Annotated in this window: 21 protein-coding genes; 16 read left to right on the plus strand and 5 right to left on the minus strand. The window is 64.5% G+C overall.

The genetic code is table 11. The features are described 5' to 3' along the window. Positions 1-149 precede the first annotated feature (149 nt). The gene (locus FFS60_RS10005) at positions 150-1,787 is read left to right on the plus strand and encodes a mechanosensitive ion channel family protein (RefSeq protein WP_137821886.1); all 1,638 of its coding nucleotides are present in this window, start codon (positions 150-152) and stop codon (positions 1,785-1,787) included. Continuing rightward, positions 1,784-3,466 carry an aspartate-alanine antiporter gene (gene aspT / locus FFS60_RS10010; protein ID WP_137821887.1) on the plus strand — a complete coding sequence of 561 codons (1,683 nt, stop codon included), beginning with the start codon at positions 1,784-1,786 and terminating at the stop codon, positions 3,464-3,466. Before FFS60_RS10005 ends, aspT begins: the two co-directional genes overlap by 4 nt. An 86-nt stretch (positions 3,467-3,552) precedes the next feature. On the opposite strand, the gene FFS60_RS10015 is transcribed toward aspT, so the two are convergent. Beyond that, a complete protein-coding gene (locus FFS60_RS10015; protein WP_256658062.1) occupies positions 3,553-4,854 on the minus strand; it encodes an OmpP1/FadL family transporter in 1,302 nt (433 codons plus the stop codon). A gap of 303 nt (positions 4,855-5,157) precedes the next feature. Between FFS60_RS10015 and FFS60_RS10020 the strand changes: the two genes are divergently transcribed. The 9 genes from FFS60_RS10020 to FFS60_RS10060 all read left to right on the plus strand — a co-directional run bounded on the left by FFS60_RS10020 (position 5,158) and on the right by FFS60_RS10060 (position 16,852). Then, entirely contained in the window at positions 5,158-6,138 is a 981-nt protein-coding gene (locus FFS60_RS10020; protein WP_137821888.1) for a MoxR family ATPase, read from the plus strand. Between the two features lie 14 nt (positions 6,139-6,152). Then, complete coding sequence (locus FFS60_RS10025) at positions 6,153-7,103, plus strand: DUF58 domain-containing protein (protein ID WP_137821889.1); 951 nt, start codon at positions 6,153-6,155, stop codon at positions 7,101-7,103. Further along, positions 7,100-7,606: a DUF4381 domain-containing protein gene (locus FFS60_RS10030; RefSeq protein ID WP_137821890.1), complete on the plus strand. Its 507-nt coding sequence runs from the start codon at positions 7,100-7,102 to the stop codon at positions 7,604-7,606. The genes FFS60_RS10025 and FFS60_RS10030 overlap by 4 nt, the downstream gene beginning before the upstream one ends. Further along, positions 7,593-8,594, plus strand: a complete 1,002-nt coding sequence (locus FFS60_RS10035; RefSeq protein WP_137821891.1) for a VWA domain-containing protein — start codon at positions 7,593-7,595, stop codon at positions 8,592-8,594. Before FFS60_RS10030 ends, FFS60_RS10035 begins: the two co-directional genes overlap by 14 nt. Before the next feature lies 1 nt (position 8,595). Beyond that, positions 8,596-10,197 carry a VWA domain-containing protein gene (locus tag FFS60_RS10040; protein WP_137821892.1) on the plus strand — a complete coding sequence of 534 codons (1,602 nt, stop codon included), beginning with the start codon at positions 8,596-8,598 and terminating at the stop codon, positions 10,195-10,197. Then, on the plus strand, positions 10,194-11,504 hold the full coding sequence (locus tag FFS60_RS10045) for a BatD family protein (RefSeq protein WP_137821893.1): 1,311 nt from the start codon (positions 10,194-10,196) through the stop codon (positions 11,502-11,504). Before FFS60_RS10040 ends, FFS60_RS10045 begins: the two co-directional genes overlap by 4 nt. Positions 11,505-11,546: 42 nt before the next feature. Next, entirely contained in the window at positions 11,547-12,548 is a 1,002-nt protein-coding gene (locus tag FFS60_RS10050) for an HAD family phosphatase (protein WP_137821894.1), read from the plus strand. A gap of 111 nt (positions 12,549-12,659) precedes the next feature. Next, positions 12,660-14,228, plus strand: a complete 1,569-nt coding sequence (locus FFS60_RS10055) for an arylsulfatase (RefSeq protein ID WP_137821895.1) — start codon at positions 12,660-12,662, stop codon at positions 14,226-14,228. Positions 14,229-14,389: 161 nt separating this feature from the next. After that, complete coding sequence (locus tag FFS60_RS10060) at positions 14,390-16,852, plus strand: fused MFS/spermidine synthase (RefSeq protein ID WP_137821917.1); 2,463 nt, start codon at positions 14,390-14,392, stop codon at positions 16,850-16,852. 259 nt (positions 16,853-17,111) lie between these two features. Here FFS60_RS10060 and FFS60_RS10065 read toward each other — a convergent pair whose 3' ends face one another. After that, the gene (locus FFS60_RS10065) at positions 17,112-18,116 is read right to left on the minus strand and encodes an AraC family transcriptional regulator (protein WP_137821896.1); all 1,005 of its coding nucleotides are present in this window, start codon (positions 18,114-18,116) and stop codon (positions 17,112-17,114) included. Between the two features lie 95 nt (positions 18,117-18,211). Here FFS60_RS10065 and FFS60_RS10070 point away from each other — a divergent pair, with 95 nt between their 5' ends. From FFS60_RS10070 to FFS60_RS10090, 5 genes are all read left to right on the plus strand, one after another. Further along, positions 18,212-19,798, plus strand: a complete 1,587-nt coding sequence (locus FFS60_RS10070) for a GMC family oxidoreductase (RefSeq protein WP_137821897.1) — start codon at positions 18,212-18,214, stop codon at positions 19,796-19,798. 20 nt (positions 19,799-19,818) lie between these two features. Further along, complete coding sequence (locus FFS60_RS10075) at positions 19,819-21,798, plus strand: alkyl/aryl-sulfatase (RefSeq protein ID WP_137821898.1); 1,980 nt, start codon at positions 19,819-19,821, stop codon at positions 21,796-21,798. Further along, entirely contained in the window at positions 21,795-22,298 is a 504-nt protein-coding gene (locus tag FFS60_RS10080; RefSeq protein ID WP_137821899.1) for a hypothetical protein, read from the plus strand. Before FFS60_RS10075 ends, FFS60_RS10080 begins: the two co-directional genes overlap by 4 nt. A gap of 140 nt (positions 22,299-22,438) precedes the next feature. Then, on the plus strand, positions 22,439-22,579 hold the full coding sequence (locus FFS60_RS29005; protein WP_256658065.1) for a hypothetical protein: 141 nt from the start codon (positions 22,439-22,441) through the stop codon (positions 22,577-22,579). Positions 22,580-22,993: 414 nt separating this feature from the next. After that, entirely contained in the window at positions 22,994-23,494 is a 501-nt protein-coding gene (locus FFS60_RS10090) for a BRO family protein (RefSeq protein ID WP_137821900.1), read from the plus strand. Between the two features lie 96 nt (positions 23,495-23,590). Here FFS60_RS10090 and FFS60_RS10095 read toward each other — a convergent pair whose 3' ends face one another. The 3 genes from FFS60_RS10095 to FFS60_RS10105 all read right to left on the minus strand — a co-directional run bounded on the left by FFS60_RS10095 (position 23,591) and on the right by FFS60_RS10105 (position 26,889). After that, positions 23,591-24,685, minus strand: a complete 1,095-nt coding sequence (locus FFS60_RS10095; protein WP_137821901.1) for an oxidoreductase — start codon at positions 24,683-24,685, stop codon at positions 23,591-23,593. A gap of 106 nt (positions 24,686-24,791) precedes the next feature. After that, positions 24,792-25,904 (minus strand): L-dopachrome tautomerase-related protein, encoded by a 1,113-nt coding sequence (locus tag FFS60_RS10100; protein WP_137821902.1) that lies wholly within the window; start codon positions 25,902-25,904, stop codon positions 24,792-24,794. A 121-nt stretch (positions 25,905-26,025) separates the two neighbouring features. Continuing rightward, positions 26,026-26,889 carry a glycine betaine ABC transporter substrate-binding protein gene (locus FFS60_RS10105; protein WP_137821903.1) on the minus strand — a complete coding sequence of 288 codons (864 nt, stop codon included), beginning with the start codon at positions 26,887-26,889 and terminating at the stop codon, positions 26,026-26,028. Position 26,890 lies beyond the last annotated feature (1 nt).

Here is a 26,890-nt window from a genome sequence, read left to right on the forward strand (position 1 = left end):
TTCGCAAGTCTCCAGTCAAGTTTCTGGATGTGTGGCTAGCAGCTCCGACGGATTTTTCCGGCTGCACTAAGCTCCACTCCGTAAGCCGTTGTCTGCAGGCGCTAATTGCAGCGCGGGAAGGAGCCGGAAAGACATTTGAGGCGGGAAGCATGGGGATACGCGTACAGGGGTGGCTGGCGTTTGGGTTGAGTGTCTTCCTGGGGACGCTGTCCTGGGGGGCGCAAGCGGCGGAGGAGGGGGAGGCAGACGTTGCATCGCCGCCTTCCGTTGAGCTGAAGATTGCCAATCGGAGCATCTTCACGTTCCACGGCACCCTGCTTGGTGAGACGCCGGAAGCCCGTGCCAAGCGAGCCGATGCCGTGATTGAGGAAATGCTCGAGGGCACCGAGGAACTGGATGTCACCCTGGACACCATTCAGGACAGCTACCTCGTGCTGCTCGGCGACCGCCGGGCCTTCATCGTCTCGCCTAAGGACGTGGACTCGGCTGACGGATCGGTCCGGGAAGCGGCGGAAGAGGCGGCCCAGCGGCTTCGCCAGGTCGTCGCGGAATCCCAGGAGGCCCGTAGCCTGCGCTTCCTGCTGACCGCCGGCGGGTTCACCGCCGTGGCGACCCTGTTGTACATCGCGCTGTTGCGGCTGTTCTCCTGGGCTCACGAGAAGGCGCTGTCCTGGCTGCCCAAGCGCATGCGCAAGCACACCAGCGCGTTGAAGATCGGTCAGACGCAACTGGTGGATACCAGCAACCTGTTCCCGATCGTCCGGCGCCTGCTGGCGCTGCTCTACTGGTCAGCGGTGCTGTTGCTCACCTACGAATGGCTGACTTTCGTCCTGCAGCGCTTCCCCTACACGCGGCCCTGGGGTGAAAGCCTCAACCAGTACCTGCTGGAACTGGTCCGTTACCTGCTGGATGCCATCGTCAGCGCCATTCCGGGCCTTGTGATCGCGCTGCTTATCTTCTTCATCGCGCGCGGCTTCAGCGCGTTCAGCAAGCGTGTGCTGGAGCGCTTGTCGCGCCCGGGCACCATCAGCTGGCTCAACCACGAAACCCTGCAGCCGACCACCCGCCTGACGTCCCTGGCCATCTGGCTGTTCGCACTGGCAATGGCCTATCCCTATCTGCCCGGCGCCGGGACCGAAGCGTTCAAGGGGCTCTCCGTGCTGATTGGCCTGATGATTTCCCTGGGCGCTTCCAGCGTCGTCGGCCAGGCCGCCTCCGGGTTGATCCTTACCTATACCCGCACGTTGCGCCCCGGCGAGTTTGTCCGGGTGGGCGAGCATGAAGGCACGGTAACCGAGGTCGGCATGTTCACCACCAGCATCCGCACCGGCCTGGGCGAAGTGCTGACCCTGCCCAACTCGATGATCACCGGCTCGGTGACCAAGAACTACTCTCGGGTGGTCCAGGGCGCCGGCTATGTGGTGGATACGGTGGTCACCATCGGCTACGACACACCGTGGCGCCAGGTCGAGGCGATGCTCAAGGAAGCCGCCCGCCGTACGCCAGGCATTCTGCAGACACCCGCCCCGCAGGTGTTCCAGACGGCCCTGTCCGACTTCTACCCCGAGTACCGGCTGGTGGCCCAGGCGGTACCCAGCGAACCCAGGCCGCGCGCCGAGCTGCTGACCCTGTTGCACGCCAATATCCAGGACGTGTTCAACGAGTACGGCGTGCAGATCATGTCGCCGCACTACCTGGGCGACCCCGCGCAGGAAAAATGGGTCCCCAAGGAGCGCTGGTTCACTGCACCGGCCAAGCCGTCTGACCAGGAAGGAGCGAAGCAATGATTGACTTCGTACTCGGCGCCCTGCGCTCGAACCCGGAGATCGCCGTCTTCCTGGCCATCGCCCTGGGCGTACTGATCGGCCGGATCAGGCTGGGCAGTTTCCACCTGGGTTCGGTGGCTGGCGCCTTGCTGATGGGTCTGATCATCGGCCAGATCGGCCTGGAAGTACCCCACGAGTTGAAGTCGGTGTTCTTCGTGCTGTTCATCTACGCCGTGGGCTTCAAAAGCGGCCCGGAGTTCTTCGGCAGCCTCAACCGGGGCACCCTCAAGCTCGTGCTGTTTTCCGTGGTGCTCTGCGCCACCGCCCTGGGCACCATCCTGGCGGTGAACGCCTACTACCATTTCGACGCAGGCTTCACTGCCGGTCTGGGCGCCGGCGCCCTGACCGATACCGCCATCATGGGCACCGCCGGCAGCGCCATCGCCCAGTTGCCCCTTGACGATGCGGCCAAGGCCCAGCTCAACAGCCACATGGCCATCGCCTACGCCATCACCTATCTGTTCGGCACCATCGGCCTGATCGTCTTCGTCGGCAGCATCGCGCCCAAGCTGCTGGGGGTGGACTTGCGCACTTCGGCTCGGGAACTGGAGCTGGAGCTGGGCATCGCCAGCAACGAGAACATCATCAGCATTCCCTACACCCGCATCGTGGTGCGAGCGCACCGGGTCGCCGAGGGGGCGCAGGGCAGGTCCGTCGCCGATATCGAGCGACTGCACCCGTCCCTGAGCATCGAGCGTGTGGTGCGCACGGGGCAGGTCCATGACCGTGAACCCGACCTCGTGTTGCAGGCGGGTGACATCGCTGGCGTCTATGCGCTGCGCGAAGCTGTGGGCGAGCTGGATGGCTGGATCGGCCCGGAGGTGGATCACCCGGAGTCGCTGTCGTTCCCGACGAAGTCAGCGGACATCGTGCTGACCTCCGCCGAGTTGTCCGGCAAGACCATCCACGAGATCAGGTCGCACCTGGTCGGCGCGAACCGCATGGGCTGCTTCATCAACACCATCACCCGGCAGGGGCTCGACCTGCCGCTGCTGCCCAACACCGTATTGCGCCGTGGTGACGTCATCTCCCTCACCGGGCGCTCTTCGAGCATCGATGCGCTGGCCGCCCAGTTGGGGCGCGTGCGTGAGCGCAGCTACAAGTCTGATATCGCGGTGCACAGCCTGGGCATGGTGCTGGGCGCGCTGCTGGGCATGCTCTCCACCCATATTGGGATGATCCCCATTGAACTGGGCGTTGGCGGCGGCGTATTGCTGGTGGCGCTGCTGATCGGCTGGTACAACTCCCGACACCCCGAAATCGGCGCCTTGCCGCCGGCCGCGCAATGGGCGTTTTCCGAATTCGGCCTCACCGCCTTCGGTGCCGTGGTGGGATTGCTGGCCGGGCCGGCGGCCATCGCGGCGATGCAGGAGCAGGGCGTCGCACTGCTGATTTCGGGCGTGATAGTCACCCTGGTACCGCCGCTGGTGGCGCTCTATTTCGGGCGCTATGTGCTGCGCCTGCACCCGATGATCCTGTTCGGCGCATTGGCCGGGGCGCAGACGGAAGCGGCGTCCATGAACAAGATCATCGAGCAGTCCGGCAGCAACACGCCGGTGATCGGCTTTACCGTCTGCTATGCGATTTCCAATGTGCTGCTGGCGGTGTGCGGTCCAATCATCGTGTTCGCATCCAGCTAAGGGCCGGCACGCCGTCGAGCCGTACTGGCATCAGTGACCAGAGGCAAGAATGCCCTCCGAGGAGGGCATTCAGTTTTCACGTGTTTCTAGAAACGCCAGGTCGCGCCCCCGCCAATGACGTGCAGGGAACTGTTGTCGAAGCTCCCGGAAAGGCTATTGCCCGAGCGCTGCTTGGTTTGCTCCACATCCATGTCACCCAGCCAGATGAGGGTGTACGCCATATGCAGATCCAGGCCTTCTTCCACCGCATAGTTCACGCCGGCCGCCAGGCGCCAGGACTCGGCCATCGGGTTGTCCACGGTGCGGTCTTCGTCGTCCACAGCTGAGCTGTCGTAACCCAGGCCCAGGCTCCAGCGGAGTTTCGGGCTGGCCTGGTACTGAGCTCCCACCGAGGCGTGCCAGGTGTCCTTGTACTGCCGGTCGACCGTGCGGCTGGTGCCGAGGTTATCGGCATCCACTTCCACACCGATGTTCCCGAACTCGCTCCAGTCCTGCCAGCCGAGGCTGGCAAGCAGCTTCCATTGCGAGTCCAGGTCATGGGCCACGCTCAACAGCGCGGTTTGCGGCACTTCCATGTCGATGTCGAGGTTGTCTACGTCCAGTCGCCGCAGCGCAACGTTCAGCAACGGGTTGCTGATGTCATCCACGCTGGGGCGATCCGAGAACTCCAGGTCGACCTTGCTGGTGTAGGCAAGGCCCACGCGGGTGCGCTCGTTGACGCGGTACAAAAGGCCGATGTTGAAGCCAACGCCAAAGTCGGTGTCCTTGTATTCCAGTTGGCCGTCCGGCCGGTCCGCCAGGCCCAACAGGTTGTTGTTGACGGCCACTTCGGTGCGGTAATAGCCGTACATCATGCGTGGTCCGAACCCGATGGAGAGGTCGTCGTTGATCTTGTAGGCATAGGTGGGTTGCAGCGAAACACCGATGATCGCCGCCTCCTGGGTGAAGTAGCGACCGGCCCAGTCATCGTCGTAGTCCACCGCCAGACCGAAATTCCCGTACATGCCAAAACCGATGCTCGCCTGGTCGTTGACCTGGTGACTGACGAACAGGCTGGCACCGGGCAGGTATTGGAGTGCATTGCCGCCTTCGTTGCCGTCGAACTGGTTGCTGGCATCGCGGGAGAAACTGATATCGCCAAAGATCACCTGGCCATTGGCGCTGATCTGGGTGCCTGGAAGCTCGGTCAGCCCGGCCGGATTGTTCATCAGCACGCTCGGGTCGGTCGCCAGCGCCGCAGCGCCGGCATTGGCCAGCCCCGCGCCTTCCTGGCCGGCTTCGTAGATCAGGATGCCGCCGGCCCAGCCCGCGCCGGGCAATAGCCACAGCAGCGAGCCCAGGGTTGAGAGCCTTGCGACGCGCAGTGACATGGGGTGGCTGCTGAACATGGCGCTTCCTCTGCTGGTCCTTTGCATTTCTTGTGTTGGTGCGACTCGTGCAGGCATCAGTGCCCACGGGCCAACGTTAACCAGCCTAGATGCTTGTCCTGCACACGCAACCGACCCGCAGCCTGAGCCAAGATCGGGAATCGTCTAGCGCATGGCGTGCTGGCGACTAGAGTTACCAAACCCGTAGATCGCGAATGCATCTCGTCTCGAAGGGATGAGCTTCGTTGTGCTGGCTCGCCACAAACCAATGGTTGCGCTTGCGATCGGGCAACTTCCGAGCAGGCTCTGACAGGGAATCGATCAGTGACTACACGTGAGCAGATAGCAGGGTTGGAGGCGAGTGTTTCTGAACAGGTCCTGGGCCAGTCCCAGACGATCCGGCATGTTCTGTTGGGGCTGTTGGCCAATGGTCACGTGCTTCTCGAGAGCCTGCCGGGCCTGGCCAAGACCCGCACCGTCAAGGCCCTGGCAACCCACCTGGATGCGCGGATGAGCCGCATCCAGTTCACCCCGGACCTGCTGCCGTCGGATATCACCGGCGGCGAGATCCTCCAGCAGACCGCCGAAGGCAACCAGATCAAGTTCCAGCCCGGCCCGCTGTTCGGCAACGTGATTCTCGCCGACGAGATCAACCGGGCTCCGGCCAAGGTCCAGGCGGCCTTGCTGGAGGCCATGGAGGAACGCCAGATCACCGTGGCGGGGCAGAGCTACCCCATGCCCGGTCTGTTCATGGTGCTGGCCACCCAGAACCCCATCGAACAGGAAGGCACCTATCCGCTGCCCGAGGCACAGATGGACCGCTTCCTGATGAAGCTGAAACTGGACTATCCGAAGGTGGAGGACGAGAGCCAGGTCCTGCGCCTGGTACGTGGCGAGGAACAGCGGCAGCAGGACGGCAGCGCTGCCCAGGAGCCTGCGCGCCTGCCCCAGGAGGTGCTCTTTGCGGCTCGCCGCGAAATGTCTGGCGTGCACGTGTCCGAGGCCATCGACCGCTACTTCATGGGCCTGATCACCGCAACCCGCAAGCCGGCGGATTACGACGCGGACCTCGCGCGCTGGATCAACATCGGCGCGAGCCCGCGCGGCGGCATCGCCCTGGACCGTGTGTCCCGCGCCCATGCCTGGCTGTCCGGCAATGAGTTCGTCTCGCCAGACGATGTGCGCGCCGTGGTGCATCCCGTGCTGCGTCACCGCTTGCAGCTTTCCTACGATGCGATCGCCGATGGCGTGAATGCAGACCAGGTCATCGACCGCCTGCTGGACAAGGTAGCGATCCCGGCCTGAGCGGAGCCAAGCCCATGCAACAGACACAACCGGCTCCGGATGGCTTCGTCCACGCCTCGCTCGCCCAGATGATGGCGTTGGAGCATCGCGTGCGCGGCCTGAGCTTCCTGTCGCGACAGCCGCTGTCGAGCATCCTTTCCGGCAACCATGCCTCGCGCCTTCGGGGGCGAGGGCTCAGCTTCGACGAACTGCGCCACTACATCCCCGGCGACGACCTGCGTCACCTCGACTGGCGCGCCTCCCTGCGCTACGGCAAGCCCTTCGTGCGCACCTTCACCGAGGAGCGCGATCGACCGACGCTGTTGCTGGTGGACCAGCGCATGAACATGTATTTCGGCTCCCAACGCTGCTTCAAGTCCGTGACGGCGGCGGAGCTGGCGGCGCTGTCCGCCTGGATCGCCTTTCACGCCGGTGACCGCGTTGGGGGGCTGGTGTTCGGTGATCATCAGGTCGAGTACATCCGCCCGTTGCGCAGCCGGGCGAGGGTGGAAGCGCTGTGTGCCGCGGTGGTACGCGCCAACCACAGGCTGAGCGCAACCGGCCCGGACGCCGAGCATCACGACCAGCTCGACATCGCGCTGCGCAGTTGCATTGGTGCTGCTGGCCACGACCATCTGGTGTGCATCATCAGCGACTTCGCCGGTGTCACCCCGAAGACGTTGCAACTGCTTCGCCAGCTCAGCGCCCACAACGACGTGATCGCCATGCAGGTCTATGACCCCATCGCGTTGCAGGTGCCGGACAAGGGCCGCATCACCGTCACCCAGGGCGCCTTGCAGGTAGAGCTGGAGGTCGAGCGCCGCCAGGTGCACCGGCCCCTTGGCGAGTTCCTATCCGGCCGGCTGCGTGATGTCGCCGAGCTGCTGCGGCGCAGTCAGGTACCGGTGATGATGATCAGCACCGGCGAAGACACCCTGGAACAACTTCGTCGGGAACTGGGACGGCTGACGGGGATAGCGCGATGACGACCCGGAACGTGCCCAGCATCGACCAACTCAAGGAGCTGGCCATTCCCGCACCGCCTTTCAGCTATTTCCCCCAGACCTGGGGCTGGCTGGCCCTGCTGCTGATTCTGCTGGCCATTGCGGTGGTCTGGGGTGCGCTGCGTTGGCGACGCTGGCAGCGTGATCGTTACCGCCGCGAGGCCCTGGCCCGTCTGGACTCCCTTGGGCAGGCCCTGGCCGATGGCGAGCAACGCCTGCCGGCACTGCGCGAGATGCCGGAGCTGCTCAAGCGCGTGGCCCTGTCCATGCCGGACGCGCCGCCGGTAGCGCGCCTGGGGGGAGCCGAGTGGCAGGCATTCCTCACGCAACGTTCGAAGGCGCCGCTGCCGGAGGGGTTTGCCGCGCGGCTGTTCACCCTGGCCTATGCACCGGATGCCCAGGTGCTGGCGATTCCCGAGGAGGAGGCGAGGGCGCTTCTGGCTGGCTGCCGGCAATGGATCGAGGCTCACCATGTGGCAGTTTGACTACCCGTGGGTACTTTTCCTGCTGCCGGTGGTGTGGCTGGGATGGCGCTACCTGCGCGAGTACCGGGAAGGGCGCAGCGCCTTGCGGGTGCCATTCTTCGCTGCAATGAGTCGCGCCGTGGGGCAATCGCCGGGAACCGCCGGGGCCGGAGGAGGCCGTTGGCAACGGGTGCTGAACCTGCTGGTCTGGGCGCTGCTGGTAACGGCCTGCGCTCGCCCGGTCTTCGTCGAACAGGCTATCGAACACGAGCAGCCGATTCGCGACATGATGCTTGCCATCGATATTTCCCAGTCCATGCAGACCACCGACTACACCGATGCCAGCGGCCAGCGTGTGGACCGCCTGACGGCGGTGAAGGCCGTGGTGCGCGACTTCATCGACCGGCGCAAGGACGATCGCATCGGCCTGATCGTGTTCGGTACTGGCGCCTATCCGCAGGCGCCGCTCACCCTCGACCATGCCAGCTTGCGGGTATTGCTCGATGAAGTCGGCATCGGCATGGCCGGCCCCAATACCGCTCTGGGAGACGCCATCGGGCTCTCGATCAAACTGCTGGAGAGCGCCCGTGAGCAGGAGAAGGTCCTGATCCTGCTCACTGATGGTAACGACACCGGCAGCGCCATTACTCCCGGGCATGCGGCTCAGATGGCAGGTGCCCGGGGCGTTGTCGTGCATACAATCGGCATTGGTGATCCGCAGGCCAGTGGCGATGCCAAGGTGGACCTACAGACCCTGCAGGACATCGCTCGCGCCACGGGTGGCCGCTTCTTTCGTGCCGATGATCGCAATGCCCTGCAGCAGGTCTACGCGACCCTCGATCAACTCACGCCGCACAAGGTGAAGACCTTCAGCCACCAGCCCAAGCGCGACCTGTTCTGGTGGCCGCTGGGAGGGGCACTGCTGCTCCTTGCTGTCGCTCATGGACTCGCGGCGCTGGCGAGTCGACTGAAACCGGCCGGGATCGCTCGGCCGCAAGAGGAGCGCTGAGATGGACATCGACCTCAGTGCCTTCCACTTCCTGCGACCGCTCTGGTTGCTACTGATCGTGCCGGGAGTGCTCCTGCCGTTGGCGTGGCTGCGTCGCCATGACCTCAAGCGCCAGTTGGACGGCATCATCGCGCCTCACCTGGTCGAACACCTGGTCATCACCCCGCACGACGACCAGCGCCTGCGCCCGGTTCACTTGCTCGGTGCCTTGCTGGTGCTGGGTGGCATCGCCGCTGCTGGGCCAACCTGGCAGCAGGACATTCCCGACTTCCTCGATAACCGGGCGCCGCTGATCCTCGCTGTAGACCTGTCACCCTCCATGGATGCCGACGACGTTCCGCCCACCCGGCTGGCCGCCGCCCGACACAAACTGCACGACCTCATCCAGCGTCGAGCCGGGACCCGTACCGCACTGATCGCCTATGCCGGAAGCGCACACCTGGTGTTGCCGGCGACCGAGGACCCGGTGCTGCTGGATACCTTCCTCCAGGCGCTGGACACCGGTCTCATGACGCAACCCGGCAAGGATGTACTGGGCGTGATCGACCAGGCGAGGGCATTGCTGGATGCCGAGAAAGCCCCCGGAACCTTGGTGCTGGTGACCGATGGCGCCGATCCCGACCAGTTCGAGGCCATCAGCAAGCGGCTGGAGGGGGGCGACTTGCAGGTACTGGTGCTGGCAGTCGGTAGCCAGGACGGCGGGCTGGTGCGTGATGCCAAGGGGCAGCCCCGGGTCGCTGCCGATGGCCGGCCCGTGCAGGCCAGTTTCGATGAGGATGCGCTGAAGCGACTCGCCGATGCGGCCAACGCTCCCCTCGGCAGCCTGACCCTGAACGACGACGACCTCGACTGGATCGAACTGCATGCCCAGCGGCATTTCCAGGCGGTGCAAGGTGACGGCCAGCAAGTCCACTGGAAAGACGCCGGCTACTGGCTGTGCTGGCCGTTGGCACTGATTGCGTTCTTCTGCGTGCGACGGGGCTGGCAGGTTCACTGGCTGGGCGGGTTGCTCCTGGCGGTGCTGCTGGGAACAGCACCGGCGCCAGCCCGTGCCGGTGCACTGGCGGATGCCTTCTTCACGCCGGACCAGCAAGGGCGCTGGGCCTTCGAACATGGGCATTTCCCACAGGCTGCTGCGCGCTTCGCCGATCCTTACTGGAAGGGCGTGGCGGCCTATCAGGCAGCTGACTACGATGCGGCCCTGGCAAGCTTTGCGCGGCTCGACACGGCGCCGGCCTATTTCTTCCTCGGCAACATCTACGTTCACCACTTCAAGTTCCCTGAGGCCATCGCCGCCTACAAACAGGCCCTCGCCAGGCAGGCGGACTTCCCTGAAGCCACGGCCAACCTCGCCCTGGCCGAGGCACTGCTGAAGGACTACGAAGACCAGCAGGACGCGGGCACGCCAGACGAAAAGGCCGACAAGGTGGTGGAGGACCAGACGCCCACCAAGGGCGGCCAGGAAAGGCAGCAGAACACCCCCCAGGCCGCCTCCGACCAACTCTGGTTGAACAACCTCACCACCTCGCCAGCGCAATTCCTCAAGCGCAAGTTCATGCTTCAGGAGGCTGCTCGCCAGCAGGCTGTGGAGGTAACGCCATGAAACGGCTGCTGGTGTGTCTGTTGCTCTGCCTGCCGCTGCTGACGATGGCCGAGGAACCCGAAGTACGGATGCAGAACCGTCTGGCTCCCACCGACTCGGTGATGGTGGGCGGCACAATCAATCTGGAGGTGGACCTGCTCGTAGACACCTGGTTCACCGCAGCCCCCATCCTGCCGAAGCTGGAGCTGCCGGGGGCGGTTGTGAACCCGCCCAGTGGCGAGGCGCAGCACCTGACCGAGCAGCAGGATGGCAAGACCTTCTTCGGCCTGCGCTTCACCTATCAGATCACCCCGCAGGCGGCGCAGCGCTTCGAGATTCCTGCGCTGGAATTCCAGGTGCAACCCGGCCAGGCCAGCGGCCCGGTCAAGGTGCGCAGTCAGCCCCTGGCCTTCGCCGCCAAGGAGTTGGCCGGTGAGTCGGACGGCCATCGGCTGGTTGCGACGAGCGTCACCTTCACCCAGGAAATCGAGCGCTCCCATGACCCATTGCGGGTTGGCGACAGCATCACCCGCCGGGTCAAGGTGCAAGCAGAAGGTGCCCAGGCCATGCTGCTGCCACCACCCGAGTTCGTCGAGGTGAACGGGCTCAAGCGCTACGTGCAAACGCCACGCGTGACGCCGCTCAGCGATGGCCGGGGCGGTACCCTGGGTGGCGTCCGCGAGGACTCGGTCACCTACGTGATCGGCGAGGCCGGGGAGATCGACTTGCCCGCCATCGAGCTCAAGTGGTGGGACGTCGCGACAGGTGAGGGCCACAGCGCCGCGGTGCCGACGGTCGAGCTGAAGGCCGCCAAGGGCGACTACCAGGCGCCGTTTTCCATCAGCGAAGACTTGCGAGCCCTGGGTCAGAAAACCCGCCTCCGGCTTTCCGGCCACGGGGTGTTGCTGGGGATGTTCCTGGTGCTGGGCGGCGGCCTGGCCTATCTCGGCCGGCCCTGGGGCAGGGTGGCACTGGCGTCGCTGCGGCGCTGGAGAGCGGCACGAAAAAGGGCCTGGCTGGAGTCCCCCGACTATGCCTGGAAGCTCGCCCGCCAGCAGTTGAAGGGGCGCCCCACACAATTGGGCGGCCTTTACCTCTGGGTTCGGCGGAGCACGGGAAATCGGACCCTGTCTGAATTTTCCGACACATCATGCGACGCATTCTCAGATCGTTTGCTAGGCTTCTTCAAATCTCGCTACGGGGCGGCTTCGGCGCCGAGTCAAGCACCTGCCGACCTGAGGCGGGTCCTGCCGGATGTACGGCGAGCGGTATCGGTACGGAAGAAGGTGCGCCCTGAAGGACACGGGCTCAAACCCCTCAACCCCTGACTCGGGCGAGCCAGGCAAACCGGAACTCAGCAAGGACGTCACATGCATCAGCCTCATGCTCTGTACAGGCTTCGTTGGTGGTTCACCTTGTTTCTGCTCCTGCCCGTGCTGGCCCGGGCGCAGGACCCTTTGCCCTCGTGGAAGGACGGCCCCTCGCGCACGGCCATCGAGGCCTTCGTTACAGCCGTGACCACCGAGGGCGGCAAGGACTTCGTGCCGCCAGCCGAACGCATTGCGGTGTTCGACAACGACGGCACCCTGTGGAGCGAGCAGCCGATGTACTTCGAGGTGCTGTTCGCAATGGACGAGGTTCGGCGCCTGGCCCCGCAACATCCCGAATGGAAGGAGCAGCAGCCCTTCAAGGCAGTGCTGGAAGGCGACCAGAAATCCCTGGCTGAAAGCGGCATGGAAGGGTTGATGAAAATCATCGCCGCCACCCATTCCGGCATGAGCACCGAGGACTTCATCGGCCAGTCCCGCAGCTGGCTGGCCAGTTCGGTACACCCGCGCAGCAAGAAGCCCTACACCGAGATGGTCTTCCAGCCAATGCTGGAGCTACTCGCCTATCTGCGCGCCAATGGCTTCAGGACCTACATCGTCTCCGGCGGTGAAGTGGCGTTCATGCGCGCCTTCGCCGAAGAGGTGTACGGCATTCCACCGGAGCAGGTGATCGGTACCACCTTCCAATCCCAGTTCCAGGACAAGGACGGCAAGCTGTCGATCCAGCGCTTGCCGAAGCTGGCCCACAACGATGACGGGCCAGGCAAGCCGGTCAGCATCGACGCCATCATCGGCCGGCGGCCGATCTTCGCCTTCGGCAATTCCGACGGCGACCTGCAGATGCTCCAGTGGACCATGGCCGGAACGGGCAAGCGCTTTGCCGGACTGGTGCATCACACCGATGCCCAGCGTGAGTGGGCCTACGACCGGGACAGCAAGGTCGGCCGGCTGGACAAGGCGCTGGAGGCCGCCAAAAGCGGCAATTGGACAGTGGTCGACATGGCGAAGGAGTGGAGCCGTGTCTATCCCTTCGAGCAGAACTGACCACCCCTAACGAAAGACCGCAGGAACACAGGGACCCCCAGCCAGGCAGTCGGCCTCTCTCGTGTACGTAGTCGTGGCAACGACAGAAACGTGAAACGGAGAAGTGACCTTATGAAGCGCAGCGGAAAATGGTTAACCAGGGTCGCACTAGCTGCGACGGCGGTCATGGGGGCGGGTATCGCCTCCGCCGCGGACAAACCGAACATCCTGGTGATCTTCGGTGACGACATCGGGCAGACCAACATCAGCGCCTATTCCAAGGGCGTGGTGGGCTACCAGACGCCGAACATCGACCGGATCGCCAAGGAAGGCATGATGTTCACCGACTACTACGCGGAGAACAGCTGCACGGCGGGCCGCTCGACCTTCATTACCGGGCAGTCGATCCTGCGTACAGGTCTGTCCAAGGTCGGCATGCCGGGCGTGCCGGTGGGGCTGCAGGCGAGGGACGTCACCATCGCCCAAGCGCTCAAGTCCCATGGTTATGCCACGGGTCAGTTCGGCAAGAACCACCTGGGTGACCGGGACGAGTACCTGCCCACCAACCATGGTTTTGACGAATTCTTCGGCAACCTCTATCACCTCAATGCCGAGGAAGAGCCCGAGCGCCCCTACTGGCCGAAGGACGACGAGGCCTTCGTCAAGTCTGCCTCGCCGCGCGGTGTGATCAAATCCAGCGCTGATGGCAAGATCGAAGACACCGGCGCGCTGACCAGCAAGCGCATGGAAACCATCGACGACGAAACCACCCAAGCCGCCATCGACTTCATTAACAAGCAGGCAAAGGCCGACAAACCCTTCTTCGTCTGGATGAACACCACCCGCATGCACGCCTTCACCCATGTGCGGGAATCCATGCAGGGCCAGAGTGGGATGCCTGGGAACGATTACGCCGACGGCATGCTGGAGCATGACGGCGACGTGGGCAAACTGCTCAAGACCCTCGATGACCTGAAAATCACCGACAACACCATCGTCCTCTACACCACCGACAACGGACCGAACCAGTGGTCCTGGCCGGACGCTGCGACCACACCGTTCCGTAACGAGAAGAACTCCAACTGGGAAGGCGCCTACCGGGTACCGGCGATAATCCGCTGGCCAGGCAAGGTCAAGCCTGACAGCGTTTCCACGCAGATGCTCTCGGGCCTCGACTGGTTCCCCACGCTGCTGGCGGCGGTGGGTGATACCGACATCAAAGAGCGCCTGCTCAAGGGTACTGACCTGGGTGGCAAGACCTTCAAAGTGCATCTGGATGGTTACAACCAACTGGACCTGCTGACCGGCAAGACGGACAAGAGCGCCCGCAAGGAGTTCTACTACTTCAACGATGAGGCGGAGCTGGTTGGCATGCGTTTCGCCGACTGGAAGGTCGTCTGGTGCGAACAGCGTGCGCCGGGTGGCTTGCAAGTGTGGAGCGAGCCCTTTACCTGCCTGCGGGTGCCCAAGTTGTTCAACCTGCGCATGGACCCCTACGAGCGGGCGGACGTCGTCTCCGATCAGTACTACGACTGGCTGACCAAGAACGACTACCTGCTCTTCCAGGGCACGCAGAAGGCCGCGAGATTCCTGCAGACCTTCGTCGAGTACCCGCCGAGCCAGCGCCCGGCGAGCTTCAGCATCGACCAGATCCGCGCCGACGTGGACAAGAAAATCGAAGAGAAAATGAAAAAGCAGTAGATCGGCCCGGCGCCCGCCCATGGCGGGCGCCTTTTTCCTACCTTCCTGTTGCGGGTTCAGCAATCCGATAAGGCTCGTCGATGTCCTCAGCCACCAGTTCGTCCCGTGTGCGCCCGCGTGCCACGGTTGGTGAAGATGCCCGCAAACGGCTTCCCCTGCAGATGCTCATTCCCGCCGTGCTGCTGTTCATTTCCGGCGGCGCCGCCCTGGTGTACCAGGTGCTCTGGGTCAAACAACTTTCTTTGGTGGTGGGGGTGGAGGTGTATGCCGTCACCACCGGCATCAGTGCCTTTTTCGCCGGGCTTGCCCTGGGTGGCCTGGTATTCGGCCGCTGGGCGGACCGCCTGCGCCAACCCGTCAGGCTCTACGCGATTCTGGAGGTGGCCGTGGCCGCCCTTGGCGTTGGCGCAACCCTGGCGCTCGCTCACGCGGCAGGGCCATTCGCCCGGCTGGAAGAGCGCGTCGGCCTGCTGGCCTGGGTGCTGCCTTTTGCGCTGGTCGGCCTGCCGGCCTTCCTCATGGGCGGCACGCTACCGGTGCTGGTCCGCGCACTGACGCCCGCCGACGGCCAATTGGGCGAGGCGGGAGGCCGGCTCTATGCCGCCAACACCGCCGGCGCCATTGGCGGAACCCTGCTGGCAGCCTTCGTGCTGTTGCCGCAGTTGGGCGTTACCGGCAGCGCCCTTGTTGCCGCGTCCCTCAATCTGCTGGCTGCGGCAGGTGCCTGGATTGCCCGTCGGGGCGACGACCTGGCGGCGCAGCCCGCTGAAGCCACGCGAATGCCTCGCTCAGCGCTGGCGCGGCTGGCCATCGCGCTGTATTGCGTGGCGGGCGGCGTGGCGCTTGGCTACGAGGTGGTCTGGACACAGTCCATCGTGCAATTCATGAGTACCCGGACTTTCGCGTTCGCGATGGTGCTCGCCACCTATCTGGCCGGACTGGTACTCGGCAGCGCGCTCTATGCGCGCCGGGCCGACCGTATCCGTGACCCCTGGGGCCTGTTCGGCTTGCTGATCGCCCTGGCGGGCCTGCTCGCCTTGCTGCAGATTGCCGGCCTGGGCCGCTGGCTGGTGATGGCCCAGACCCACATGGAAATGTTCGCGCTGCAGGGAACCGGCAGCGAACTGGCGGGCATGTGCGCACGCTTCGCCACCGCCGCGCTGTGTGTGGTGTTCCTGCCCACCACCCTGCTGGGTGCTGCCTTTCCCCTGGCCTTGCGGCTCTCGGTGGACAGCGCCCATGTCGGGCGTGACGTGGGCGCCGTGGTTGGGCTGAACACGCTGGGGGGCATAGTCGGGGTCATGCTCACTGGTTTTGTGCTGGTGCCGCAGGTCGGCCTGGTGCGGACATTGGCGGTGCTCGCGGTGCTGGCGGCAGGTATCGGTTGCATGGCCGCCTGGCGCGGCGCCGATGTACGCCGCCCCATGCGCGGCGCGATCGGCGTGGTGGCCGTGGTGACTCTGGTCACCGCTGTGCTGACACCGCCGGACCGGCTGGCCGAGCTGCTGCCGGGTGCGCGCAACGGGCGCATCACCTTCTATGAGGAAGGCAGGGGCGGCACGGTTGCCGTGGTCACCCAGGGGCGGCATGGCAGAGAGTTCAATCGTCTCTACATCCAGGGCGTGTCCAATACCGGGGATGCCATGCCGTCGTTGCGCTACATGCGCCTGCAGGCCCTGTTGCCGTTGCTGATCCATGGCGGCGAACCGCGCTCGGCCCTGGTGATCGGCTTTGGCACCGGCATTACCGCCGGTGCGATGCTGCGCTATCCCGGCCTGCAACGACCCGTGGTCGCCGAACTGCTGCCGGAAGTGCTCGCGGCTGCGCCGCTATTCCATGGCAACTACGACGCGGTGCACGACCCGCGCCTGGACATCCGCCTGCGCGACGGCCGCCGCGAACTGCTGCGCAGCGCCGAGCGCTATGACCTGATCACGTTGGAGCCGCCGCCGCCGTCAGCGGCCGGTGTGGTCAACCTCTACTCGCGAGACTTCTACCAGTTGGCCGCCTCCCGTCTGGAGGAGGGCGGTATCGTCGCCCAGTGGTTGCCGCTACCGACCCAGAACGATGAGGACAGCCGGTCGCTGGTGCGCAGCTTCCTCGATGCCTTCCCCCATGCATCGCTCTGGACCACCGAGTTCCATGAGATGTTGCTGATCGGCTCCCCGCAGCCACTGGTGCTCGACGCCGAGCGCATTCGCCAGCGCTTCGAGCAGCCGGACGTGGCGGTGGCGCTGGGCGAAGTCGGGGTGGACTCGGTTTCTACCTTGCTTGCCACCTGGGTGACCGACCGGGCAGGACTGGAGCAGTACGCGGCAAACGCCAAGCCAGTGACCGATGACCGGCCACGGATCGAATACGCCGCCTGGGTTCGGCCCAAGGAGATCACGCGGGTTCTGCCCGAGTTGCTGGCCTTGCGGACGCCGCCACCACTTCTGAATGCCGATGCCGGCTTGCGCGGGGCGGTCGAGGACGACTGGCAAGCCCTCGGCCGCTTCTACGCCGTGACGCTCCACGCCTACAACGGCAATCGCCAGGCCTGGGCGCGTGGAATGCAGCATCTGGTCCAGCAGGACGGCGACAATCCTTACTACCGCTGGTTTATCGGGGGAGGGCAGCAGTAAGGAGAGCGAAGCCTGCTCCATGCGGGCCGCTGCCCCACCTCGCCCGCCCGTTTTCAGGCCCGTCTGGGCTTCAGGATCGCTCAAGCCTCGCTGGCGCGAGTCACCCCTCTCCTCTTTAGGGAGAGGGGCGGGGGAGAGGGTTACGTCAGGCTGGTGCGCAAATCTGGAAGCCCCGTGCTAAATCGCCTCCTTCAACGTTGCAACAGCTAACGGAGACATAGCCAAAGCCGGAGTCGGTTGCGAAAGCCGCCCGTAGCCCTCAGCGCTGCGCCAGCAGCGCCTTCCTGCGCGCGCCGGGTGTCATGTCGAACCAGCGGCGGCAGGCGCGGTTGAATACGCTCTGTTCGCTGTAGCCGAGCATGCCGGCGATCTGCGACAGGGGAATGTCGCGCTCGGCCAAATAGAAGTCGGCCCGTTCACGGCGTATTTCCTCGACCAGCTCCTCGAATGTGCGGGCCTGTTCGGCCAGATGGCGTTGCAGGGTGCGCTCGTGCAGGCCGAGTTGCTCGGCCACCAGAAGCAAGCGGCATTGTTGCGTCGGCAAGAGGCGCAGCACCAGGCGACGGACTTGCTCAAGCAGGTCCGTGGAGCCTTGCAGGTGAACCTGGCTGAGGTACTGCACCAGGGTCCGGTGGAGGGACGGGTCGTGCCGCTCGATGTGCTGTTCCAGGTGCCTTCCCGTCAGAACCAGGGCATTGCAGGCCTGTCCGGTATAGGCCTCGCTGGCGAAGTAGCGGCGGTAACGGGCCAGCGGAAGCGGACTGGTGCCGGACAGCAACACCGCCCTGGCACTGAAGGTCGGTCCGCACAGCATCTTCATCGTGTTGTGCGCCACGCCCAGGGCCAGCTCGACCATCTGCCGCTGGGGACCGGGCATGCGCAGTTCGATGACCAGGCGCGGAGCCTCCGGCTCGCTGCGGTCCAGGTCCAGCTGGATGCCGGAGCTGTGGTAGCCGATGAATCGGATGATTTCGGAGAGCGCATGGCCCACCGTCTCCGCGTTGCGGGCAATCAGTGCGATCGGGCCCAGTACGGCCAGGTTCTGGTACTCGGCCATGCGCAGGCCGAAGTCGGCGCAGTCCAGCTCGTCGGCTGCGCATTCCAGCAGGCCGATGAGCGAGCGAAAGGGGACGCGGGCATCTTCGTCGTCCAGCAATTCCGGGCGGACACGAAAACGGGCGAGGAGGGGCGCTGGGTCGTGTCCGAGCTGGCCGACGAGTTCGCGAAAGCCGCCGAATGAAGTGGTTCTGATGAAAGGTTCCATGTCGTGCAGAATCAAATAACTGTCATGAAAGATCAATATCAGTCGGTCGATTGCGGAGAAGAATTCCAGGGCCACTCCCCACTTCGGAGCTTCCCATGGAGTTCGACTACATCATCGTCGGCGCCGGTTCTGCCGGTTGCGTACTGGCCAACCGTCTGAGCGCTGACCCGGCCGTCTCCGTGTGCTTGCTCGAAGCGGGCCCCCGGGACTGGTCGCCGCTGGTCCATGCGCCGGCGGGCGTTGCTGCCATCCTGCCGACCCGCCACGTGAACTGGGCGTTCGATACGGTGCCGCAGCCCGGATTGGCCGGCCGCCGGGGTTACCAGCCGCGCGGCAAGGTGCTCGGCGGGAGTAGCTCGATCAACGGGATGATCTATATCCGCGGCCATCAGAGCGATTACGACGAATGGGCGGCCCTCGGTAATTCCGGCTGGTCGTTCGCCGACGTACTGCCCTATTTCCGCAAGAGCCAGATGCACCATCGCGGCGCCAGCGAGTTCCATGGCGGTGAGGGCGAACTCTACGTCGGCCAGATCGAGGCCCATGCCGCCACTCATGCCTTCATCGAGGCGGGGCAGAAAGCGGGGCATCGCTACAACGCCGATTTCAACGGGGCCGAGCAGGAGGGGATTGGTCAGTACGACGTGACCATTCGCGGCGGTCGCCGCTGGAGCACGGCCACCGCCTTCCTCAAACCCATACGCGGCGCGCGCCGCAACCTCACCGTACTGACGGGCGCCACTGCCGAGCGCGTGCTGTTGCAAGGCAAGCAGGCCAGTGGCGTGCAGGTGCAGATCAAGGGCGAGTCCCTCACCCTGAAGGCGCGCCGTGAGGTGCTGCTCAGCGCGGGCGCGTTCGGTACCCCGCAATTGCTGATGCTCTCCGGCATTGGCCCGGAATCCGAACTCAAGCCCCAAGGCATCGCCGTCACGCATGAAATGCCTGGCGTTGGGCAGAACCTGCAGGACCACCCGGATGTGGTGCTGGGCTACCAGAGCACCGACAACTCGCTCCTCGGCTATTCGCTGGGCGGCAGCCTGAAGATGGGTTCGGCCCTGGCACAGTACCTGGCCCGCAAGCGCGGCCCGCTGGCAAGCAACTTCGCCGAGGGTGGCGGCTTCCTGAAGACCCGCGCCGAGCTGGTCCGCCCGGACATCCAGCTGCATTCTGTGGTGAGCCTGCTCGACGACCACAATCGCAAGCTGCATTGGGGACACGGCTTCAGCTGCCACGTCTGCGTGCTGCGGCCGAAGAGCATCGGCAGCGTCGGCCTGCAGTCGGTGAACCCGAAGGCGCCGCCGCGCATCGATCCCGCTTTCCTCAGCCATGACGATGACGTGCAGACCCTGCTCAAGGGCTACCGCATGGCCCGCGAGATCATCGCGCAGGCGCCCATGGCGCGTTTCGGCCTCAAGGACAAATTCAGCGACGGCCTGCACAGCGACGAGCAACTGATCGACCTGCTGCGTCGGCGCACCGATTCCATCTACCACCCGGTAGGCACCTGCCGCATGGGCAACGACGAACTCGCTGTGGTGGACAGCCAGTTGCGCGTTCACGGCATCCAGGGGCTGCGTGTGGTCGACGCCTCCATCATGCCGACCCTGGTCGGCGGCAACACCAACGCGCCCACCATCATGATCGCCGAGCGCGCGGCGGAATGGATCGCGAACACCCGATAACAACAACGAGGAAGCATTACATGCACCACGCACTTAAGCATCTGACCGTTGCCGGCCTGAGCCTGACGCTGCTGGCCAGTACGATTGCCCAGGCCGCGCCGGTACCTGCCAAACCCGCCAGCGAAGTGACCCGCGCCGCCAACGAGGCCGTGCTGAAGCAGCTGCCCTTCGCCGACCGCCAGGACTTCGCCAATGCCGAGCGTGGCTTCATCGCCAAGCCGGACACCCTGACCATCAAGGACGCCAACGGCAAGGTGGTCTGGGATCTGGAGAGCTACAAGCAGTACATCACGCTGGACAAGCCTGCCCCGGACACGGTCAACCCCAGCCTCTGGCGCAATGCCCAGTTGAACGTGCAGTACGGCCTGTACAAGGTCACCGACCGTATCTATCAGGTGCGTGGCTACGACATCTCCAACATCACCTTCATCCAGGGCGACACGGGCTGGATCGTTTTCGACCCGCTGCTCAGCCAGGAAACCGCCAAGGCCGCCTATGACCTGGTCAGCCAGCATCTGGGCAAGAAGCCCGTGGTTGGCGTGGTCTATAGCCACTCCCACATCGACCACTTCGGCGGCGTGCGCGGCATCGTCGACGAAGCGGACGTGAAGGCCGGCAAGGTCAGGATCGTCGCCCCGGAAGGTTTCTCCGAAGAGGCGGTAAGCGAAAACGTTATCGCCGGCAACGCCATGGCCCGTCGTGCCGTCTACATGTTTGGCGCCTTGCTGCCGCGCAATCCCCAGGGCGGCGTTGGCGCCGGTCTCGGCCAGACCGTATCTGCCGGTACCACGACCCTGATCCAGCCCACCGAGTTCGTCGAGAAGACCGGCCAGGAAGTCACCATCGACGGGGTCAAGATGGTGTTCCAGATGACGCCGGGCACCGAGGCGCCGGTGGAGATGCACACCTGGTTCCCGCAGTTCAAGGCGCTGTGGATGGCCGAGAACACCACCAACACCATGCACAACGTGCTGACCCTGCGCGGGGCGCAGGTCCGCGACGCCTTGCAGTGGTCGAAGTACATTGGCGAAGCCCTTGCACTGTATGGCGACAAGGCCGAAGTGAAGTTCCAGAGCCACCACTGGCCGGTGTGGGGCAAGGCCGAGATCGAGGACTACCTGAAGAAGCAGCGTGCGCTGTACAAGTACATCCACGACCAGACCGTGCACATGATGAACCAGGGCATGACCGGCGAAGAGATCGCCGAGGCGATCAAACTGCCGCCGGAGCTGGAGGCTTTCTGGCCGGGGCGCGGTTACTACGGCACGCTCAAGCACAACGCCAAGGCTGTCTACCAGCGCTACATGGGCTGGTATGACGGCAACCCGGCCAACCTCGACAAGCTGCCGCCGCAGCCGGCGGCAAAGAAGTACGTCGAATACATGGGTGGCTCGGCTGCGGTACTGGACAAGGCCCGAGCCGACTTCGCCAAGGGCGAGTACCGCTGGGTGGCCGAAGCGACCAAGCAGGTGGTGTTCGCCGAACCGGATAACGCCGCGGCGAAGAGTCTGATGGCCGATGCCTTCGAACAACTGGGCTACCAGGCCGAGGCCGGCCCCTGGCGCTCGATCTACCTGCAGGGCGCGTACGAACTGCGCAATGGCGTTCCGACCCTGGGCAATACGGTCACCGCCAGCCCCGACGTGATTCACGCGATGACGCCGGAAATGCTCTTCGACTACCTGGCGGTACGCCTGAACGGCGAGCGCGCGGCGGGCAAGAAACTGGTGCTGAACTTCAACTTCACCGACCTGGGCAAGCGCTACGCCCTGACCGTGGAGAACGCCGTGCTCACCTATGAGCCGAAGGCGAGCGACAAGGCCGATGTCGGACTGACCATGAAGAAGGGCACCCTGGAAGACATCCAGTTGGGCAGGGCCACCCTGGAGCAGAAGGTGGCTTCCGGCGAGCTGAAGTTCGACGGTCGCCAGCAAGCCTTCGGCGAATTCATGGGGCTGCTCGACACGTTCGACTTCTGGTTCGACATCGTCACGCCATGAGAGCCGTGATACTTGGCCTGGCGGTGCTGCTGTGCAGCGCCGCCCCGGCCTCTCTGGCCTGTGGCTATGACGGCATGGCGATGGATCTGGCCCTGGCACATCCGGCATCCCTGGATGTGTCCCTGGCCATCCACCAGGCCTACCAGGACGAACTGATCGCCAAGCCGCTGCCATTACCCGGCGGCTTCGGTATGCGTCGCGCACTGACCGCGATGGATCGCCTGGCCAGCCGCCTGCCACCCAGTGGCAACGATTTCAGCTTGTTATTGGTGGAGCCCGGCTTGTGGACGCGCTTCGAGCTGCGCGATGGCCAGTGGCATCTGACCCCGCATGCGCCGGCCCCTGCCAAGGGAGAGAGCCTGGTGATAGTGGGCGAGGGCGTGCTGCTGGCCATGCTGGCGAATCGGGTGACTGCCACCCAGGCGCTGGAGCATGGGCTCGTGCATACCGAAGGTGACGATCAGCTGGCAGGGCAGTGGCGGACGGCCTTCGATGACTGACGGCCTTCGCTCGACGCGTCGGCTCGCACTCACGCAACCCTATTGAGGTGTAAACCACATGCAGCTGAACGACAGCTGCGGAGAAGCGGTACACGCCGTGTGTCTACCCGAAGCCCACTGCGCGGGCCAGCGAAGAGGAACTGCGGGCACATTGCCGGGAGCGCGTAGCTGGCTACAAATGCCCGAAGACGGTGGAGATTCGCGAAACATTGCCCATGTCAGCGGCGGGCAAGATCCTCAAGCGCGATCTTCGTGAGCCGTATTGGCAAACCCGCGAGTAAACGCGCTTGCATGCAGGCGGTTACCGGAAGGCTTCAGGGGAGGGTGGGGGAAGTAAGCGTTCTCCTACAGGATTCGTCCTGCGATAAGTCGTTGTGCCGACAGCAAGGTTTCCTACGCAGCTTTAACCTTGAGCGCCTACAAACGCGCTGGATAGAGTGCCGGCCGTCACGGTTAATCCGTGGCCGGGTTTAGCGACCCGAACTAATAGGTGCGATTGCGCCATCAAGATGCTTGCGACTCTCGCAGGCATCGGCACTCGGGCAGTTCTGGACTGCACCGCTCTATGGCAGATCGCGTGGGGAGATCCTCAGGGTCTGCCGGGTCCTATTAGCCGGTTCGCTAACCCCACGCGATCTGCCACCTTCTTGTTTAGCGACAACGGTGGCAGCTCTTCTGCTAATAGGAGCCGTTCCATGCATGACGCATATACCCCCGTCGTATTCCAGCGCCATACCCATCAACTGCGGGCCGTGATGATCGACAACCAGCCCTGGTTCGTCGCCTACGATTTCGCCCTGCTGATCGGCGCCCATCGCCCTTACCGCCTGCCCAAGCGCATGGACCCGCACCAGAAGCGCAGCGTGATGCTGCAGTACGCCAGCGGCTTTCGCGAAGAGGTCGAGGTGATCAGCGATGCCGGGGCCTACAAGGCGCTGTACCGCTTCGGGCACCCGGAACACCGGGTGATCAGCCAGTGGCTGAGCGAAGTGCTGGTGCCGACGCTGCACGACTATCACCGCGCGCCGGACGCCACGCCGCATCGGGCATTCATGACCTGGGCCAATCAGCGGATCGGCGTGGTGAAGTGGCAGGGGGAAATCTGGATCGCCCGGACGGACCTGCCGAGATTCATGGCTGCGACCGATGACCCGGTGTTGCGGGATGAGCCGAGCTGGAGGCGAATGCCGGAGTAGGGCGATTTCATCTGTGAAAGGCAGGTGTCATTGCACAGTACTCACCGTGGCGCGGTTAGTGCGGAAGGACCATTCCGGCCCCGTGATGCGTTGCACTCAGCGTTTCCAGAAAAGGCCAGCGCGTCCGTGTGTGTACTGGACCGGCATCCAGACCCGGCCCCCCAATGAGTGAGCTGCCAGCCAAGGCCAACGGGGGGCGTTCAGGAGCGTGTGCGTCATGGCGATAAGGTCCGCTGTGCCCTGGGAGACAAGCGCTTCGACCTGCTGGTAACCGGTGAGGGGGCTGGTCATCGCCACGGGAACTGCCACTGCCGCCTTCAATGCTCGAGCAAGCGACTCCAGGTTTTCGCGCTCTGCCGGAGCAGAGTCGCGGGGCTGGATTCCACCTGAGGACACCTGAATGGCACTGCAGCCTCTGGCCTCCAGTTCCTTGGCGAGAATCAGGGCTTGCTCAAGCGTCCAACCGACTTCGACATCATCCGACGCGCAGAGGTGCGCGAAAATGGGGCGACTGGCTGGAAAGGCATTGCGCACCTGGTCGAAGACTTCGAGGGGGAATCGCATCCGCCCGGGCAGCGATCCGCCGTACCGATCGGCGCGCTGGTTAGTGAGCGGAGATAGAAACTGATGAAGCAGATATCCCTGGGCAATGTTGATCTGGACGGCGTCGATACCGGCGCGCGAGGCGCGCATGGCGGCCTTGGCAAACCCTTCGCGGATGCGCTGCAGGTCGAAGCGGTCCAGCGCCTTCGGGGCAATCTGGCCAGGCCTGCAGGACAGCGAGGACGGTGCCTTGGCCTGCCAGCCCCTCTCCCGGCCCGGGGGGCGTTGCATGCCGCCCCTCCAGGGGACGTCCATGGAGGCCTTGCGGCCAGCGTGGCTAAGTTCAATGGCGATGGGGATGTCCGACCAGCGCCGGATACTCTCCAGCGTCAAGGCGATTGCTGCCTGGGTCCTGTCATTCCAGAGACCGACGTCGGCATGACTGATGCGTCCCTCCCGTGACACGGCCGTCGTCTCGATGACCAGCAAGGCTGCACCCGAGAGTGCGAGCTGGCCGAGGTGAATAAGGTGCCAATCGCTCATGCATCCGTCCTCCGCGGAGTACTGGCACATGGGGCCGACCATGATGCGATTGGCCAGCTGCAGACGTCCGAGATGAAGCGGCTCGAAAAGCCTGGAACGCGGCACGACGCTTCCTCCTCACACTCGAACGCATGACGGAAGACCCCATGGGCACCGGTGCGAGAGACTGTCACCCTGCATGACAGGGCGGCAGTGCGCCGTCAGGCCAGCTTCAGCGTCCCGGCTGGCCTTGGGTACCGGTCCAGATCCGTACGATCAGATAGGGTGGCACGCCGGTGTCCCCGGCCCCCGTGAAGATGGGATTTCGATGCAGTTGGTTGACCGCTACGTAGAGCCAGGAGTCGGGCCCGAAGTGGGCATTGTCGGCCCAGAGAAAGCGCTCATCCCGCACCAGCGGTTTCAGCTCGCCCTTGGCGGTCAGGACGTCAACGCCATTGTCCGGCAGGTTGGTGATGAAGTGATTGCCTTCGGCATCCGTCGCGGCGCCATCGGAAATGGGCTTGGCACCTACACGCGTGATGGCCGAGGCAATCTGCGCATCAGCAGCACCTTCGCGGAACAGACGGGCGGGCACGGCGTACCAGCTGGTGCCGTTCATCGCACCGAAGTAAAGCGTCTCGCCATCGGCCGACAGCGTGATGGGGTTGATCCCGACCCGCGCCGGCGCCATGCGACCGCCTTCACCCGGGAAGAGCAGTGGCTTGCCTTCCACGACCAGTTCGACGTCTTCGGCCGCCAGGGACGGATGTCCGCGGAAGCGGCGAGCGGTGCCTTTTTTCGTATCGACAACCACGATGGCCGGGTCCAGGCCGCAGTCCGCGACGTAGACGAATCCCCGCTCACCATCGACCGCCAGGTCCTGGAGGATCTGCCCTGCCGGTGCCACCCAGCCATTGAAGTCGTGGCGGTACGCAAGTTCACGCGTGTTGATATCGAATGCCAGGAGTTTCGGCGGCTGCGGCTTGTCCATCCAGTTGCCGTGGTCGATCACCCACAGGCGATCCTGGCCATCGATCACTACCCCGTGGGGGGTGTTCAGAACGTCCTGCCCGCTGCCGGGCTTGGCATTCCAGGCGTCATTCGGGAACGGCGCATAGGCGTTGTTGCCGGTGATTTCCACCAGCTGCACGGGGCCCCGGCGCATGCCGTGGACGCTGGCGAACACCCGCCCATCCTTGGAAGCGGTGACATTGCCGGGGGTGATTTCGAGTTCGGCCACCAGTTCCACCTTGCCCACTTCAGGTTGTGCGGCATTGGCAGTCAGGGTGAAGGCGGAGGCCGCCAGTAGGGTGGCAAGCAAGGGGGAGTAGAGCGGTTTCATCATGATGTCTCCTGTTCAACCGGTACCTCGCATCCATTAACGCGTGCGGAGCAAGGTCCGGGGCGGCTTTCATGAGGCGCGCCCACGCCGTGCCCAGGGGCGCAGGTGGGCGATAGTGGTTCGGTTACTCCCGGAACCAGGCTGCGACCACGTCTGGATTGGCTGCCATCCAGTCACGAGCGACCTGCTCGGCGGGTCTCCCTTCCACCATCATCTGGCGTTCGAGTTCGGTGGCCACCGGGATGCCCAGGTGTATGCGTTTCAAGACCACCTGCGTGCGCTCGGGGAGTTGCTGCCAGACCTCCTTGCGCACCACGACCACCGCGCGATCGACACCGAAGATCCCACGCGGGTCGTCGAGTATTCGCACGGGGTAGAGGGCGTTGAGGTACTGCGGTTGCCATAGCGGCATCACCATCCAGCGGCCGCTTTCAGATGCATCGGCCAACCGAAGGGACCACTCCAGGGCGGGCGCAACCTTGAGGCTGTAGCCAGCAGCCTGCAGGCCGTAGCGCTGCATGATCCGCTCGGACCCGTTCATCAGGCCCGACCCTGGACCGACGCCGACGATGACCCGGTCCATGCGTTCGAGCACGTCGGGTTTCTTCAGGTCGTCGATGGATCGCACGGCCTCCTGCGGAACGTGGGCCGGTACCGCCCAGTACAGGCGAGCGTCTTCGTACAGGGTCGAGGCCTCCACCAGTTGGTCCGCCAGGGGCGCCTGAAGATGGCCGTGGGCATTGGGCAGCCAGGATGCGATGAGCAGATCGGCCTCGCCACGCCCCAGTCGACCGTAGATGTCGGGATGGTTGCCTTCCACCACCTGCACGGGGTGTCCGAGCTGGCCCAGTACTTCTTTCACGACGGCAGCGCTCGCGGTATAGAAGCTCAAATTGATCTGGCCCACCACCAACGCCTGAGGCTCGGCCCGGCCCGGTTGAGCGAAGGCGAGCGAGAGCAGCAGCAGTGTGGTTGCGAATGTCTTCATG

Source organism: Pseudomonas sp. D(2018) (assembly GCF_005502555.1).
GTDB classification, from domain to species: Bacteria; Pseudomonadota; Gammaproteobacteria; order Pseudomonadales; family Pseudomonadaceae; genus Metapseudomonas; species Metapseudomonas resinovorans.